The sequence below is a fragment of the Cobetia sp. D5 genome (assembly GCF_035666195.1).
GTDB lineage: Bacteria > Pseudomonadota > Gammaproteobacteria > Pseudomonadales > Halomonadaceae > Cobetia > Cobetia amphilecti.
The window spans coordinates 2,469,118-2,483,805 of record NZ_CP142020.1 but is presented as its reverse complement, the minus strand read 5'-3'; the positions used below and the strand labels follow the sequence as shown (position 1 = coordinate 2,483,805).

Below are 14,688 nucleotides of genomic sequence, written 5' to 3'. Positions count from 1 at the left end.
GGGAAGAAGGTCGCGATTGAGTTGCTCGCGCAAGGCATTGCCACGTGCAAGCCGATAGGGTGGTGGGTCAAGGGTAGCTGGACAAAGGGGGGCCGGGTATCGGTGCACTCTTGGTCGTGCTCGGTTATCGTGGCCAGTATCTCCCTCCCTTTTGGACCACCGTCACGTGAGGCACCAGAGTGGATCAAGCAGAAGCGCTGTACGAGGCCGTCAATCAGCTCATTCGTGTCCATCAGTTTCGCGACAGGGAAAGCATCTGCCATCACAACGTCTCCGTCGCTCAATGCTATGCGCTGGAGACGTTGGTCAAGCGCGGGCCGCTGAGACTGCAGGCGCTGGCAGACGAGATGTACCTCGACAAGAGCACGACTAGCCGGGTCGCCGACTCGCTGATTCGCAAGCATTACGTGCGCAAGAGCGAAGACCCCAACGACCGGCGTGCCGTTGAGCTCTCGCTGACCCCGGAGGGCAGAGCGCTGCACCAGCAGATTCACGCCGAGCTGGTCGCGGAAGAGGCCTCCATGATCGAGGGCCTGTCGCCGGAGGTCGTCGAGGGGGCAGTGACGTTGCTCAACAAGCTGACCCTTGCCGCGCGACAGCGCCTGGGTGACTGATTGAGCGCCTGGGTAACTGTTTGAATGTCTGGGTGAGTGGATGAGCCACCCTCGCAAGTTCCCCTCGGGAGTAGACATTAGCGTAGAGTGATACTAGGTTTGTTGTTACTGACAACATATAGCTGCGAGAGACTGCCATGAGTCGTGATATCACAAGCTTGCCGGTGGCCATCATCGGCGCCGGGCCGATAGGGCTGAGCGCTGCCGTCAATCTGCTGGAGGCAGGGTTGGAGCCGATTCTCTTCGAGTCAGGCGCATACGCAGGCGCTAACCTGGTAAGCTGGGGTCATGTGCGCATGTTCTCGCCCTGGTCATGGAATATCGACGCTTTAGCGGCTGAATTGCTGCAGGAACAGGGGTGGCGTGCACCGGACGTCGCTGCCTATCCCACCGGGGCAGAGTTTCTCGACCGCTATGTTGCGCCGCTCGCCGCGCACCCGTCGATAAGCTCGCGGCTGCATGTCGATAACCGCGTCACCCATGTCAGTCGTCAACAGCATGATGTGCTGCGCAGTGGCGGTCGCGATGAGGCGCCCTTCGTGCTGCGCGTCGAGGGCCCTGACGGCCCGCGGGACGTACTGGCCCGTGCGGTGATCGATGCTTCCGGCACTTACCAGACCCCCAACTGGATCGGCGCGCACGGCATTCCCGCCATTGGTGAGCAAGCGGCGGCCGACGTCATCGCCTATGGCGTGCCGGACATCCGCGGTACACAAGCGGCTGAGTATGTCGGCAAGTCGGTGCTGGTGATCGGCAGCGGTCACTCGGCGCTGAATGCGCTGCAGGACCTGATCACGCTGGCAGACCACGAGGAGGGGATGCGAATCGTCTGGGGTGTTCGCTCCGCCGATATCGAGGAGGTCATCCGCCCGGCGCCCAATGATGAGCTGGAGGAGCGCAAGGCGCTCGAGCTGCGCATCAAGTCATTGCTGGAGGAAGGCCGGATCGAGGTGGTGACCGAGCTCGCCGTCGAGGCAATCGATCATCAAGCGGGGCGCTGGGTCGTGAAAAGTGGCGAACACAGGCTGCCAGCGGTAGATCGCATCATCGCGGCCACCGGCTTCCGTCCCTCTCTGGGGTTGCTGTCTGAATTGCGTGTCTCGCTGGACCCCGCGACGCAAAGCCCTGTGAAGCTTGCGCCGCTGATCGACCCCAACCAGCACAGCTGTGGGTCGGTGCCGGAACACGGCGCTGCCGAACTGCTGCATGCCGAGCCAGGCTTGTTCATCCTCGGCATCAAGAGTTACGGCAGAGCGCCGACTTTCCTGATGCGCACCGGCTATCAGCAGGTCAGATCCGTGGTGGCCGCGCTGGCCGATCCTGCCTCCATTCGCCCGGCACCTGTCTGTAATGCGGCGGCTACCCGCAACACCTGTTCTGATCCCGCCTGATCGAGTGGTGGTGATCGGTCAGTCCGCGCGACAGAGAGAATATGAAAATGCCCGTTACCTTCCGGTACCGGGCATTTTTCGTTCAAGCTTGTGGCTTTCAGATGGGCTTATTCGCGGGAGCTTGTGGTTGAGCTCATCCTCGGGAGCTTATTGATAGGCACGTTCCCGGGGCCTTGTGGGAGGTTCATCCCGTCGAACCTGCCTTCTCGGGGGCTGCCTGCTTCAACTGCACAGGCTTGCGGATACCGAGGAAGTAGACGAAGACCACTGTCAACACGACGAAGAACAGACTGTCCGGCGTGGTGATGAATGTCATGGGGTTGCCGTTGGAGAGCGTCAGCGCGCGGCGCAGGAACTCTTCCAGATTCGGGCCGAGAATGAAGCCGAGCAGCAGCGTGATCACTGGGTAATCATGCTTGCGCATCAGGTAGGCGACGATGCCCAGCACCAGCGTCATCATCATCTGGAACACGGAGTAGGTGGCCACGAAACTGCCGACGACGGCCAGCAATGCGATGGCACCGTAGAGCACGTCCTTGCGGATGGTGACGATGCGCAGGAAGTAGGGGCCCATCAGATAGAGCGTCAGAGGAATCAGGATCAGGGCGCTGAACAGCAGCGAGGCCAGCATCGGCGCGATCAGTCCGGATTGTGACGCCATCAGTTGCGGCCCCGGCTGGATGCCGTTGATCACTAGTACGCCCAGCACGATGGCCGTGACCGGATCGCCCGGAATCCCGAAGGTCAGCATCGGCACCAGAGCGCCACCACAGACGGCATTGTTGGCACTTTCGGCGGCGGCGATGCCCTGGGGATTGCCCTTGCCGAAGCTCTCGGGCTTCTTCGAGGTGCGCACGGTTTCCACGTAGGCGAGGAAGCCGCCCATCGAACCGCCTGCGCCGGGCAGGGTGCCGACCATGTAGCCGATCAACGTCGACTTCAGATAGCAGCCGATGCCGATCTCGCGAATGGCGCTCAGCGGCGGAATGAAATCACGACGCTTGAGCTGTTGGCTGGCCTTGAGCTGCTGGCGGATGGCGGCGTCCTTCTTGCGATTGCCGACCTGGATCAGCAGCTCGCTGATGGCGAAGGTGCCGATGATGACCGGCATCAGGTCGATCCCGGCAGTCAGCTCACTGATGCCGAAGGTGAAGCGCGCCAGTGGCTGCATGGCGTCCAGCCCGATCGTCGCCAGCATCAGCCCCAGGCAGGCGGTGATGCCGGCCTTGCGGATGTTGCCGCGCTGGGCGACCACGATCACGATCAGCGCGAAGGCGATCAGTGCGCACTTGCCGGTGGTCTTGACCAGCAGTGAGGCCTCGGCGATGAACGGTGCCAGCACGATCAACAGCAATGCGCCGAGACTACCGCCGACCATCGAACCGAAGGAGGCATGACCCAGTGCCAGGGCACCTTCGCCACGCTGTTGCATGGGATAGCCTTCCAGTGCCGTCATCATCGAGGAGGGGGCACCGGGGATGTTGATGGTGGTGGCGGTGATGCTGCCGCCACACATGCCGGCCATGTAGATGCTGGCACACGCCATCAGGGCGGTAGTCACGTCCAGGCTATAGGTCAGCGGCAACAGCAGGGCGAGCGCCAGGGTGGCGGTCAGGCCCGGAATGGCCGAGAAGATGGTGCCGATGACGAAGCCGGCGACCACGTAGAACAGGATGACCGGGTCCAGCAGCAGGGCGAAGCTTGAAAATACCTGAGCGATGAATTCCATGCGTCATCCTCCACTCGTGGCGACGAGAGCGGACAGCTCGAAGGTCGGCAGGTGGACATTGAAGAGTTGTTCGAAGAGCAGATAGCCCAGTGCGGAGATGGCGCAGGCGATCAATGCCTTGCTGATCCATTTCTCACGCCCCGAGAACAGCAGCATCACGCTGAAGACATAGAGCGCGGACGCTAGCAGGTACCCCAGGTGCGAAAACGCCAGGATATAGAGGGCGGTCACCAGCATCAGGCGCAGCGCCGGTGAGAACAGCGGTGCGCTGGCGTCGCCGTCGGTCGTGGAAGACTCCTTGCCGTCATCCGCTGCAGCGCCGCGGCTGGCGCGGTGCTGGCTGATTAGCTGAGCCACGCAGAGCACGAGCGCGATGCACCCGATGAGGGCAGGGAAGAACGAGGCCGTCAGGCGGCCATTGTCCAATGGCGGCGCCATCTGGAAGGCGCTGATCAGATAGAGCGCACTGACGGCCGTCATGACCAGCGTCAGCGGTGTCGCCCCGCTGATCAACCAGTGGCGTCGGGGAGGGGAAGCGGATGAGGACATGACAGAATTCCTTGACGGCGCCCGTTGCCGGACGCCGCTTGACGATGGAAGTGAAGGAGGACGGGTAGACGTCGAGTGGCATCGACACTCAGCGGTGCCGCTTGCCGGCGCGTCTACAGGCCGAGTTCATCCATGGCGGTGAAGGTCTTCTGTTGGTAATCCTCGATCCAGGCATTGACCTCATCGCCGCCCAGCCAGCTGGGCGTGACGCCGACGCCCGTGATCCACTTCTGGAATTCCGGTGTCTCGTAGGCCGTGTGGTAGGCATTCTCCAGCGTGCTGACTACCTCATCCGGCGTGCCCTTGGGCACGGCCAGCACGATGAAGCTGCCGGTTTCCAGATTGCCACCCAGTTCACTCATCGGCGGCACTTCCGGGTAGGCGGGGTTCTGCTCTGACGAGAATTCGACGATGCCCTGGGCATCCCCGGATTCCAGAATGCCGGAGAAGTCTCCCAGGCTCGAGATGGCACCGTCGATCTCGCCGGACAGCAGTGCCTCGGCTTCGGCGGTGGAAGAGCCCGGATAGGTGATGACATTGAATTCGACACCGGCTGCGGCTTCCAGGCGGCGAACTGCCAGATAGGGGCCGGAACCTCGCGGGGCGACACCGATACGCACGGTACCGGGGTTGGCGCGTGCCGCCTCGATCAGCTGCTCATAATTCTCGTAACCGGATTGCTTGGATACCACGATGGCGTCCGCTTCCTTGGTGATGCGAGCGAAGGGAATCATGCGGTCCAGCGAGTAGCCGGGCACCAGGTTGCCGCGTGGCAGGGTGATGATGCTGTCATAGGTCATCACGCCGACGGTATGGCCATCCGGACGGGCCTTGCTGAGTTGCATCAGGCCGGTGGCGGTGATGGCACCCCCGATGTTCTCGACGTAGATCGATTTCGGCAGGTCCTGCTCGGCCAGGTTGCTGATCTTGCGGCTGATGGCATCGGCGCCGCCGCCGGCTGGCCACGGCACGATCAGTCGGATGTCACGCACCGGATAGTCGGCCTGCGCACCGGTGCTGACGAAGGGCGAGGCCGCGACCATGCCGGACAGGGCAATCGGGGCGAGCAACGCCAGCAGTGAACGGGAGCGGGTCCTTGAGCGAGCGCTCGGTGTGAGACGACGTGAGTTGGCTTGACGGGTGTCTTGGCGATTGTCTTGACAGAGCATGGCACGACTCCAGTGTTGTTATGGTTGTGGTCACTCGATACGCATTGATGCAGGAGGGGCGGTGGACGACAGGCCGGCGTGACCTGTCGTCCGGGGCTACCGTGGACAAGACGGTATGGGCGACATGCAGATTACTGCTTGGCTGCCATGTAGCGTTCGAATTCTGCGCGGGCCTCGTCCGTCGGCGGATACAGGCCGATCACGGGCGTGCCGTTACGGACTTTCTCCAGCACGTAATCCTCGAAATCTTCCATCTGACTGGCTTCCTCGGCGATTTCGTCGGCCAGCTCAAGCGGGATGACCATCACGCCATCGGCGTCGCCCACCAGCACGTCGCCCGGGAAGACCGGCACGCCGCCGCAACCGATCGGCACCTGCAACTCTACTGCATGGTGCTTGGTCAGGTTGGTCGGGGCGCTGGGCTTGGCGCAGAAGATCGGCAGGTTCATCTCGGCGGCGGCGCCGGAATCCCGGATGCCGGCATCGGAGACGAAACCGGCGCACTGACGATACTCCAGGCGGGTCAGCAGGATGCTGCCAGCACTGGCGGCCGAGGCATCCTGACGGCAGTCAGACACCATGACATGCCCGGACGGGACGGTTTCCACCGCCAGGCGCTGCGGGTGCTTGGGGTCGCGGAAGGCGGCGACGGTGTCGATGTCTTCGCGTGCCGGGATATACCGCAGTGTGAAGGCCTGGCCCACCATGTGGGTCGTCTTGCGGTTCATCTGCACCACGTTCTGGATGAAGGTGTTTCGCAGGCCACGCTTGAAGAGCAGGGTGTGCAGAGAGGCGGTGGAAGCGCGCATCAAACGCTCGCGGGTCACGGAGGAGAGCTCGGCGTAGCTGGCGTGCTCGGTAGAAGTAATGGCAGTCATATGGCGTCCGTCGTCAGTCTATGGGTAAGGAGGCTCGGCTCTCGGCAACGTGCCAGGCCAGAGTGATCAGTCGACACGTGCGTCTGATGGGGTTTCCGAGATCACTATAGGGGGCTTGAGATGACTGATCAAACAAATATTGACAACTTTGGATGATCAATAAGTCTAGTGTCGGAAGCGAAAATGGCACTCATCACCATGGCTGTCCGGCATGGCACGCGAAGGACATCGTGGGGCACGCGAGCGTCACGTTCCGCACTCGTTACTCGTCATGTCGCTCAATGTGTTGATATTGATGGATTTATTTTGTGGGTGTCAGTGCGAGAGGTGGTCTCGCCCAGTCCCACGATACGGCTTTACGGTGAGGAAGCATGTCGGTGGCAGGAAGCGACATGAGCCGGCTCGTCATCGCCAGCGACATAGGTCGCATGGCAGCACTTGACACAAGTTGTCATATTTTGTCGGTGGGTGTTGTCCGCCCCTTTTTTGACCGTCAAGGAGATGACATGGAAGCGACATGGCGCTGGTTCGGTCCCGAGGATCCCATCACGCTCGAGGAAATTCGTCAGACTGGCGCGACAGGTATCGTCACGGCGCTGCATGAGATACCCAATGGCGAGGTCTGGCCGTTGGCCGCCATTCGTGAGCGCAAGGCGCAGATCGAGGCGGCCGGTCTCAGGTGGTCGGTGGTCGAGAGCATTCCGGTGCATGAGAGCATCAAGCAGGCAGCGCCCGGCAGTGATCGCCATATCGCCAATTACCAGCAGTCGCTGCGCCATCTGGCGGAGTGTGGCATCACCACGGTGTGCTACAACTTCATGCCGGTACTGGACTGGACGCGCACCGATCTCGCCTGGCAGCTGCCGGAAGGTGGCACGGCCCTGCGCTTTGATCAGGATGCCTTCGCAGCCTTTGATCTCTATCTGCTGGAGCGCCCCGGCGCCGAGCGCGAATACACCAGCGAGGAGCAGCAGGCCGCGCGGCAGCATCTCGAGACGCTGGATGATGCCGGTCGCGAGAGGCTGATCCGCACTATCATTGCAGGACTGCCCGGTGCAGAAGAGGGCTACAGCCTGGCGGAATTCCGCGCCGCGCTGGCGGCCTATGACGGAATTGACGCCGCGCGCCTGCGCCAGCATCTGGCCACCTTCCTCAAGGCCATCGTGCCGGTGGCGGAAGAGGTCGGCATTCGACTGGCCATTCACCCCGATGATCCGCCACGGCCGATGTTCGGCTTGCCGCGCGTGGTCTCGAGCATGGTGGATGCCGATTGGCTGCTGGGTGTCGTGCCCAGCCCGGCCAATGGCCTGACATTCTGTACCGGCTCCTACGGTGCCAATCCGGATATTGATCTCAGCATCATGGCGCGCCGCTTTGCCTCTCACATCCACTTCGCTCATCTCAGAGCCACCGGGCGTGACAGCGAGGACAAGCGCTCCTTCCATGAAGCACAGCATCTCGAGGGCGACCTGGACATGGTGGAGATCATTCGTGTGCTGGTGGCAGAAGAGCGCCGCCGCCTGGCGTCTGGTGGAGCCCCCCTGCCGATGCGCCCGGATCATGGCCACCACATCCTGGACGATGCACGCCGCGAGACCCGCCCGGGGTACCCGCTGTATGGGCGCATGAAAGGGCTGGCGGAAATCCGTGGCCTCGAGATGGCGATCCAACGGTTGGCGACCTAGCGGCTGGCGATCCAGCGTTTGGTATAACGGCGTCGCGTGATGACAGATACACAAACGGCCACCTCATGGGTGGCCGTTTGTGTATCTGTATGGTGTCATGCATGCCTCACGTTGTTTTGAGCTTTTTTGCTTGAGGAGCATTACGACGTGAGGCATTGATGCGGAAATGGACTTCGTGCTAAAGATGAGAGCTGGCACAAATGCTGATGGCGCTCATCTCAGAGTTTATTGGTCTTGCATGTTGGCATCGGTGATGACGAAATATTTCTTTACGTAGTTTTCGACTGACCATTCAGTTTTCAAACCTGGCTCCATGACAAAGGCATCGCCGGTAGTGACAAAGTGGGTCTCTCCAGTGCCAAGGTTTTTCACCTGAGCTGATCCTTCTATTATGTAGCAGAACTCGATTATACCATCCATCGTTGCAAGGTGGCTGCCTGCCTGACAGTCCCAGGTTCCGAATCGTGCACCTGCTGCTGTATTGTTGCAGTATAGCCAGACGTTCTGCTGTGGATTTCCGGCTGTGGCGCACGATGAGATATCCTTTTGAAAAGGAGCGACATCGGTGCTGGAAAATGGAATGAATCTGGGGATGGAATTCATATGAGTCCTCTGGGGTTGAAAATAAGAATCGAAGATATCTTCAGTAGAGTGATCAATGATCTTCGAATAACGTTATCGAATAGCTATTTATAACAAGACAACGAGAATCAAAATGAGCACTCGACAGGTAAAGCAGAATTTCTCAGCTAACTTGCAGCATCTTTGTCATTTTTATTCCTCTGCGTCCGAGGTCTGCAGAAAGATCGGAATCAATCGGCAACAGTTCAATCGCTATCTGCATGGTGAATGCTTACCCTCTTTTTCCAACATGAAGAAAATATGTGACTTCTTTGGTGTGGAAAGTGAAGAGATCACTATCGATAATCATGACTTTTGCAAGAAGATATCTCCTGTCAAGGCAGATGATTCCGAAGATGCGACTGCAAAACTTGTAAAACGCATGCATCCCGTCATCACCAACCATGGTGAATCATTGCAGAGATTTGTAGGGTATTATTACCGATACTTCATCTCGCATGGCTACCCGGGGCATATCTATCGGTCGTTCAATCATATTTACCAAGAAGATGGAGTCACGTATCTCAAGCACATAGAGCGCGTGCGCAAGACGGATGTTTCACTCGGCGGTGGCTCTTCTGTCAAATACGATGGAGTCGTCATTATGATGGCCAATAGAATTTTCATTGTAGAGACAGAACCATTTCTGAATGCGACAGTGTCAGAAACCATTCTGGCGCCCAATAATCGACCTTCTGAACATTATATACCTGGTCTACAATTATACGCTTCTGCATGTAGTAACCATTATCCCGTGGCTGCGCGGGTGATCTTTGAGTTTCTCGGCAAGAATATCAATGTCAGGGAAGCAATGCGTAAATGTCGCCTGGTACATCATGAGGAGGATGATATTCCTCTCTCCATTCGTGAAGCGATCAAGAATACAATATCACCATCGGATATGCTGTTGCATCCAGCAAAATTATAGACCTCATGGTGCACTCTCTATCTTCCTTCGTGTATTCATGAAGAGCACAGTAGGGAGGGCTGATGGTTCAAGCCCTCCCTTTCTGATCTATTCCTGAATTGGTTCACGCCCTAGCGTGGTCAATGCTTTATTGATATTGTCAAGCCCGATGGTTTCATAGTAATTTGGCCAGACATTCTTGACTACCTTTTCTCTCCATTCTGATTCATCAAGAGATGTGATCTTCATGCCCTGTGTCTTCAATGACTCAATAGCGGATTCCTCTTCGCGCTGAAGGAACTTGAAGCTCTCTTCTGTTGCGAGTTTCCCTGCTTTGAGAATGGCAGATTGGACCTCTTTGGGCTGAGATTGGAAAATCGACTCAGACATGATCAAAGGTTCCAGAAGGAAGTTGTAGTGCAGCCGAGATAAATAATTCTGCACTTCGTAAAACTTGGATTTTTCAATGTCAATAACCGAGAGGTCTTGTCCATCCACTACTTTTTGTTGCAGAGCAGTAAAGACTTCAGACCATGCCATGGGAGTTGGGTTGATCCCCCAGGCACGGTAAGTATCGATCATGATTTCATTCTTGGGAACACGAATAACCAATCCCTGGAGGTCATCAAGTGTCTTGATTTCTCGTTTTGAGTTGGTCAGATACCGGAAGCCAGATAGGCTCCATCCGACGATTCTAACGCCTGCATCACGCACTGTATTGTCAACGACAGACTGAGTTGCATCACTCTTCAGGACCTTCATGACATCATCTTCATTGTTGAAGATGTAAGGAAGCGTGAATAGTCCAGAGGTCGGGGAAAAGGGAGTGATATTGTTGATTGCGACAACAGAGAAGTCGAGCAACCCCATCGCGGCGTCATTCACGGTACTTTGTTCTGTTCCAAGTTGACTATTGACGAAGAGATCAGTCGAGTACTTCCCATTCGTGAGTGATTCAAGCTCTTCTGAGAACTGGGATGCCATGAAATACTGAGAACCGCTTTCTGGTCCACCCAATGTGATCTTGAATGTTTCATCAGCTTGTACGCAAGAGAATGCTGAGGGGATCATCAATGCAGCTGTCACTATTGATGCGATTTTCTTGAGTTTCATTGTTTCACCTTTTGTAATTATATTGGTTCGAGAATCAATTTTCCTGAAGGGTGCTACGATGGCGAGATTGCCAATATGTCACTTGTGTCTCCATATAGTCGTACAAACCGTGTTTACCATCTGTTCCTCCTATCCCTGATTGCCGGCGCCCTGCATGATATCCTTGCATGGTCTCGATGTTCTCACGATTGACATATACCTCACCAAACGCAAGATTCTCACATGCATATCCTATTTCATTGATGTCATCAGAGTAGACTGAAGAGGACAAGCCATATCTTGAGTCATTGGCCAAGTGAACTGCTTGCAATATATCATCCACGATCATGACAGGAAGTACTGGTCCGAATATCTCTTCTTGCATGATTGCCATGGAATTATCTTCTACGACGAGCAGAGTTGGTTGGTAATGAGCGCCATTCGTCTTCACTGAACGTGATCCACCATATAGTAGTTGTGCGCCATCTGCGATGGAGTCATTTACCATTTTCTCTATCTTTTCGAGCGCATTGAAATTGATCAACGGCCCCATCTCTACCATCTGATCTTCGATGGAATCGCCAAAGGTCGTCTCTTTGAAGGCCTGGGTCAATTTACCCAGAAACTCATCTGCAATGGCTCGTTCTACATATACTCGTTCTACGCAGATACAAGTCTGGCCTGCATTTATGATTTTGGAATCTTTTATGGCTTGCACTGCAAGATCAATATCTGCTTTTCTTGAAACAATGGCGGGAGCTTTTCCCCCTAGCTCAAGGTTGACCTTTGTTATGTTCTGAGAACATGAGGCCATGATCTTCTTTCCTGTTTCAACACTACCTGTAAAACTGATCATGCCGACTTCAGGTTGCTTGCAAAGGTGGTCGCCTGCAAGGCCATCGCCATAGATAATATTGCAGACACCCGGAGGAATTCCGATCTTGTGCAATATATGTGTAAATATATCGCAACAGTCAGGTGTTTCTTCACTTGGCTTTATGATTAGGGTATTGCCCGAAAGAAGAGCAGGGGCAAATTTACGCACTATCATGAAGAAGGGGAAGTTCCAGGGCAGAATGGCACCTACGACCCCGATCGGCTTTCTGCTAAGGTAAAGTGTTTCACCTTCTCTGTCGCTTTCCAGAACTTCACCTTCGATGCGGCGTGCCCACCCAGCAACGTAGAGCAAGTATTGTGCAGCACCTGCGACTTCAGCATTAGCCTGGGGAAGTGTCTTGCCTTGTTCCTTGACAAGCTGGAGAGCGATAACTTCCTGTTGACGCATCACTTCTTCAGCTATGAGGAGGAGGTATTCAGCACGCTTTGTCGTTTTCAGGCGAGCCCACTCAGGTTGTGCATCCTGAGCTGCCATGATGGCCATTCTGACATCATGCTCGTTGCTATTGTGAAAGACACTGATGATGTCTTGTGTGTTGGGGTCAATATTCTTCAGTGAATTTTTTTCACGGTAGTCAGTGAAGCTTGAATTGATATAGTTGTGTATTTTTCTCATGTCATGATCCCTTTAGGCAACGCCAGATATCTTGATATCCCAACGGTCACGTGTTTCTAGGTAGGGTATTACTAGCCCGATGGCGAGTGACTTCGCATCGGAGAAGCGGTACCGCGGAAGATCAGTTGTGGGAATGTCCAAATCTTTTGAGGCTTTCCCCAGCACTCTTTGTGCCATGACTCTACCCATCGTACTGCCCATTGCGACGCCACGACCATTGAATCCAAGTCCTGCAAGAATTCCTGGGGCTGGCTCATGAAGGTGAGGCAGCAGGTCGGGAGTAAAGGCAACACGCCCTCCCCAGAAGTATTCAATGTCATTTTCTGAAATACTGGGGTAGACAGTCTTGAATGCAGTAATCAATCGTCGCTTGTCGGAAGCTAGAGAGCACTCCGGAGTCCTCCCGAGACTGCCGAGAAGGATACGGTTGCGATTGTCTCGTCGTGAGTAGTAAATGACACGTCGCGTATCAGCGATCGTATGGCCTTCGGGCAATATCTTCTTATATTGTTCATTTGAAAGTGGTTTGGTTGCTGCTTGCAAGCTGACAAGGGGAATGAATGTCTTGTTCAATCCTGCTAGTACATTATCCGTATAGCCATTGGTGCAGAAGAGTACCCAATCACTGAGAACGCTGCCATCATGGAAGTTGACACGCCATTTATTTCCTTCAGGCACGACGCTTGTGACTCGTGTGTTTCCATGAATTTTGCCACCCATGGAAGATATTTTCTTGGCCATGCTACGGCAATAGGATAGCGGATGAATACAGCCAGCCGACTTTGTCAAAGTTCCAATCCGATAGGAGTTGGAACCTGATAGGCGAAGGAGTTCTTCTGTATCAATCATCTCGATATCCAGGCCTTCACGTGCCCACCCCTGCTGCATGGAGTGCAGGCTTTTCTCTGCCTTTCGGCAGTGCGCTGCTCTTATCCATCCTTTTTGAACAGGCTCACAGTCAAGGTTATTGCTCTTGATGACTGAAAAGAGTTCGTCAGCGGAGTTGATATAGGCCTGTGACAAGCGTGTGCCGAAGACATCACCGAGCTTGCTTCTCATCTGATCGGGTGTTTCGTGTGCCATTGGATTGACTTGGCCGCCCGTTCTTCCTGATGCTCCAAAGCCGGGCTCCTGGCTGTCCAGAATCATGACATTGGTGCCTTGGCTGACAAGTTCAAACCCGGCTCGTAGCCCTGTGAAGCCGGCACCGATAATGGTGACATCCGCTTGATGATGATCATGCAGCGCAGGATATTCCGTTCTTTCGATTGCTGTCTGGCTCCATAGAGAGATGCCAGGCTTCGAAGAGTTCGTCATGAATTTTTCCTGTTGTTGATATTATGTTTCGAGCATATCAACACGTTCTTGCCGTCTGCCATTCACCTCTTTACGCTGTTTTAAGCAGTTGAGCTGAATATGTTTCGCACATCAATATCTTCAGGAGGTGATGGGGCATTATCTAACAATATTCGTCGAGGGCATTATCCTGATGTCATCATGTTGATGAAGGCTGGAAGGAGATGGTTGGCTGTGATGCGGCAGACACTGATCCTGTTTGAATACAAACGGCCACCCATGGGTGGCCGTTGTCGTTACCGCAGATAGGCGCGCCAAGCCGCGCATGGCTCAATTTTCACTCCTCGACGATGTCGAAAGCCCCATTGGTGCGCACGTAGAGCAGGGTCTCGCCGTTGGCACCGGTGGTGATGTCATGGGTAATCTCGCCCTGAGAGCCGAAGTAACTGCCGGTCGCCAGGCGCTGGCTGTCGTTCTTGCCTTCAGTCTCGTGGGTCAGGTCGCCCTTGATGACCACGGCGCGGAATTCGTCGGCGTGGCTTGTGATCTCACCGGAGAAGTCTGCCGGCAGTTTGACCAGGCGGCCGCTCAGCTGGCCGACGTCCGGGTTGCCCCACAGGAAGGCGGTCTTCGGGCCTTGCTCGGCGTCGTCGCTGCCCGGCAGGTCGATCCAGCGGATGTCGTTGGCATCCAGCCACACCATGTTGTTCTCTGCGACATTCAGCGGCTCTTCGTCATTGTGGAAGGCCTCGGATTCCGGCTGTACCAGATAGGGCCCTTCATTGATCTCGATGTAGGCCATGTTGACCTTGTCTCTGGCCGCGGTGATGTGGGATTCCCCTGCCGGCTGGATCCAGAACGAGCCTGCGGGCAGCCACTGTTCATCGGCGTTCTTGTCATCGTTGTGGACCTCGCCCTGGATGACCACGCCACGGTAGGTGATGTTGTGGATGTGGGGCGGTGAGGAGAAACCTTCGTTGAACTTCACCAGGAAACCCGAAGCGCCACCCTTGGTGCGGTCGCCCCACAGGTCGCCGGCGGCCGGGCTCTGGTCACCGCGCAACGGGTTCAGATAGCCCCAGTCGATGTCGGACTGCTGCACGACTTCACTGGTCGGTGTGAGCGTGGAGTGGTCATCGGCGTGGACGGTCATGCTGGCGAAGGCGACCGAAAGGCCGAGCAGAGCAAGGGAGACGGGACGTTTCATGGTGGCTGCCTATCTGTCTGATGATGGAAAGTAAGGG

The 14,688-nt window shown here is 56.0% G+C and carries 13 protein-coding genes; 4 read left to right on the top strand and 9 right to left on the bottom strand.

Annotated elements, in window-relative coordinates:
• Positions 1-179: 179 nt before the first annotated feature.
• Together U0O11_RS10395 and U0O11_RS10390 are read left to right on the top strand one after the other, a co-directional pair.
• Positions 180-614: a MarR family winged helix-turn-helix transcriptional regulator gene (locus U0O11_RS10395; protein WP_324689819.1), complete on the top strand. Its 435-nt coding sequence runs from the start codon at positions 180-182 to the stop codon at positions 612-614.
• A gap of 137 nt (positions 615-751) precedes the next feature.
• On the top strand, positions 752-2,005 hold the full coding sequence (locus tag U0O11_RS10390) for an NAD(P)-binding domain-containing protein (RefSeq protein WP_191237255.1): 1,254 nt from the start codon (positions 752-754) through the stop codon (positions 2,003-2,005).
• Between the two features lie 184 nt (positions 2,006-2,189).
• Here the strand turns inward: U0O11_RS10390 and U0O11_RS10385 are convergent, their stop codons facing one another.
• The 4 genes from U0O11_RS10385 to U0O11_RS10370 all read right to left on the bottom strand — a co-directional run bounded on the left by U0O11_RS10385 (position 2,190) and on the right by U0O11_RS10370 (position 6,330).
• Entirely contained in the window at positions 2,190-3,734 is a 1,545-nt protein-coding gene (locus tag U0O11_RS10385; RefSeq protein WP_084208370.1) for a tripartite tricarboxylate transporter permease, read from the bottom strand.
• A gap of 3 nt (positions 3,735-3,737) precedes the next feature.
• Positions 3,738-4,283: a tripartite tricarboxylate transporter TctB family protein gene (locus U0O11_RS10380; RefSeq protein WP_279875242.1), complete on the bottom strand. Its 546-nt coding sequence runs from the start codon at positions 4,281-4,283 to the stop codon at positions 3,738-3,740.
• Between the two features lie 113 nt (positions 4,284-4,396).
• Positions 4,397-5,452: a Bug family tripartite tricarboxylate transporter substrate binding protein gene (locus tag U0O11_RS10375; RefSeq protein WP_254696518.1), complete on the bottom strand. Its 1,056-nt coding sequence runs from the start codon at positions 5,450-5,452 to the stop codon at positions 4,397-4,399.
• A 131-nt stretch (positions 5,453-5,583) separates the two neighbouring features.
• Positions 5,584-6,330: a ribonuclease activity regulator RraA gene (locus tag U0O11_RS10370; protein ID WP_077377604.1), complete on the bottom strand. Its 747-nt coding sequence runs from the start codon at positions 6,328-6,330 to the stop codon at positions 5,584-5,586.
• 506 nt (positions 6,331-6,836) lie between these two features.
• Here U0O11_RS10370 and uxuA point away from each other — a divergent pair.
• On the top strand, positions 6,837-8,015 hold the full coding sequence (gene uxuA / locus U0O11_RS10365) for a mannonate dehydratase (RefSeq protein WP_324689814.1): 1,179 nt from the start codon (positions 6,837-6,839) through the stop codon (positions 8,013-8,015).
• 225 nt (positions 8,016-8,240) lie between these two features.
• Here the strand turns inward: uxuA and U0O11_RS10360 are convergent, their stop codons facing one another.
• Positions 8,241-8,618, bottom strand: coding sequence for a cupin domain-containing protein (locus U0O11_RS10360; RefSeq protein WP_216060851.1), 378 nt, complete (start codon positions 8,616-8,618; stop codon positions 8,241-8,243).
• Positions 8,619-8,730: 112 nt separating this feature from the next.
• Between U0O11_RS10360 and U0O11_RS10355 the strand changes: the two genes are divergently transcribed.
• Complete coding sequence (locus U0O11_RS10355; protein WP_324689812.1) at positions 8,731-9,564, top strand: helix-turn-helix domain-containing protein; 834 nt, start codon at positions 8,731-8,733, stop codon at positions 9,562-9,564.
• Between the two features lie 87 nt (positions 9,565-9,651).
• Here U0O11_RS10355 and U0O11_RS10350 read toward each other — a convergent pair whose 3' ends face one another.
• The 4 genes from U0O11_RS10350 to U0O11_RS10335 all read right to left on the bottom strand — a co-directional run bounded on the left by U0O11_RS10350 (position 9,652) and on the right by U0O11_RS10335 (position 14,651).
• Positions 9,652-10,656 carry a TRAP transporter substrate-binding protein gene (locus U0O11_RS10350; protein WP_324689810.1) on the bottom strand — a complete coding sequence of 335 codons (1,005 nt, stop codon included), beginning with the start codon at positions 10,654-10,656 and terminating at the stop codon, positions 9,652-9,654.
• Positions 10,657-10,690: 34 nt separating this feature from the next.
• Complete coding sequence (aldA, locus tag U0O11_RS10345; protein ID WP_324689808.1) at positions 10,691-12,148, bottom strand: aldehyde dehydrogenase; 1,458 nt, start codon at positions 12,146-12,148, stop codon at positions 10,691-10,693.
• Between the two features lie 12 nt (positions 12,149-12,160).
• Positions 12,161-13,465 carry an NAD(P)/FAD-dependent oxidoreductase gene (locus U0O11_RS10340; RefSeq protein ID WP_216060848.1) on the bottom strand — a complete coding sequence of 435 codons (1,305 nt, stop codon included), beginning with the start codon at positions 13,463-13,465 and terminating at the stop codon, positions 12,161-12,163.
• Positions 13,466-13,781: 316 nt separating this feature from the next.
• A complete protein-coding gene (locus U0O11_RS10335) occupies positions 13,782-14,651 on the bottom strand; it encodes a DUF4437 domain-containing protein (protein ID WP_324689805.1) in 870 nt (289 codons plus the stop codon).
• Between the last annotated feature and the right edge of the window lie 37 nt (positions 14,652-14,688).

What these genes read in the sequence shown, in the direction of transcription:
- U0O11_RS10355 (WP_324689812.1), top strand. Translation starts at nt 8,731, where the DNA reads ATGAGCACTCGACAGGTAAAGCAGAATTTCTCAGCTAACTTGCAGCAT.
- U0O11_RS10370 (WP_077377604.1), bottom strand. Translation starts at nt 6,330, where the DNA reads ATGACTGCCATTACTTCTACCGAGCACGCCAGCTACGCCGAGCTCTCC.
- U0O11_RS10390 (WP_191237255.1), top strand. Translation starts at nt 752, where the DNA reads ATGAGTCGTGATATCACAAGCTTGCCGGTGGCCATCATCGGCGCCGGG.
- aldA (WP_324689808.1), bottom strand. Translation starts at nt 12,148, where the DNA reads ATGAGAAAAATACACAACTATATCAATTCAAGCTTCACTGACTACCGT.
- uxuA (WP_324689814.1), top strand. Translation starts at nt 6,837, where the DNA reads ATGGAAGCGACATGGCGCTGGTTCGGTCCCGAGGATCCCATCACGCTC.
- U0O11_RS10335 (WP_324689805.1), bottom strand. Translation starts at nt 14,651, where the DNA reads ATGAAACGTCCCGTCTCCCTTGCTCTGCTCGGCCTTTCGGTCGCCTTC.
- U0O11_RS10360 (WP_216060851.1), bottom strand. Translation starts at nt 8,618, where the DNA reads ATGAATTCCATCCCCAGATTCATTCCATTTTCCAGCACCGATGTCGCT.
- U0O11_RS10385 (WP_084208370.1), bottom strand. Translation starts at nt 3,734, where the DNA reads ATGGAATTCATCGCTCAGGTATTTTCAAGCTTCGCCCTGCTGCTGGAC.
- U0O11_RS10375 (WP_254696518.1), bottom strand. Translation starts at nt 5,452, where the DNA reads ATGCTCTGTCAAGACAATCGCCAAGACACCCGTCAAGCCAACTCACGT.
- U0O11_RS10340 (WP_216060848.1), bottom strand. Translation starts at nt 13,465, where the DNA reads ATGACGAACTCTTCGAAGCCTGGCATCTCTCTATGGAGCCAGACAGCA.
- U0O11_RS10350 (WP_324689810.1), bottom strand. Translation starts at nt 10,656, where the DNA reads ATGAAACTCAAGAAAATCGCATCAATAGTGACAGCTGCATTGATGATC.
- U0O11_RS10380 (WP_279875242.1), bottom strand. Translation starts at nt 4,283, where the DNA reads ATGTCCTCATCCGCTTCCCCTCCCCGACGCCACTGGTTGATCAGCGGG.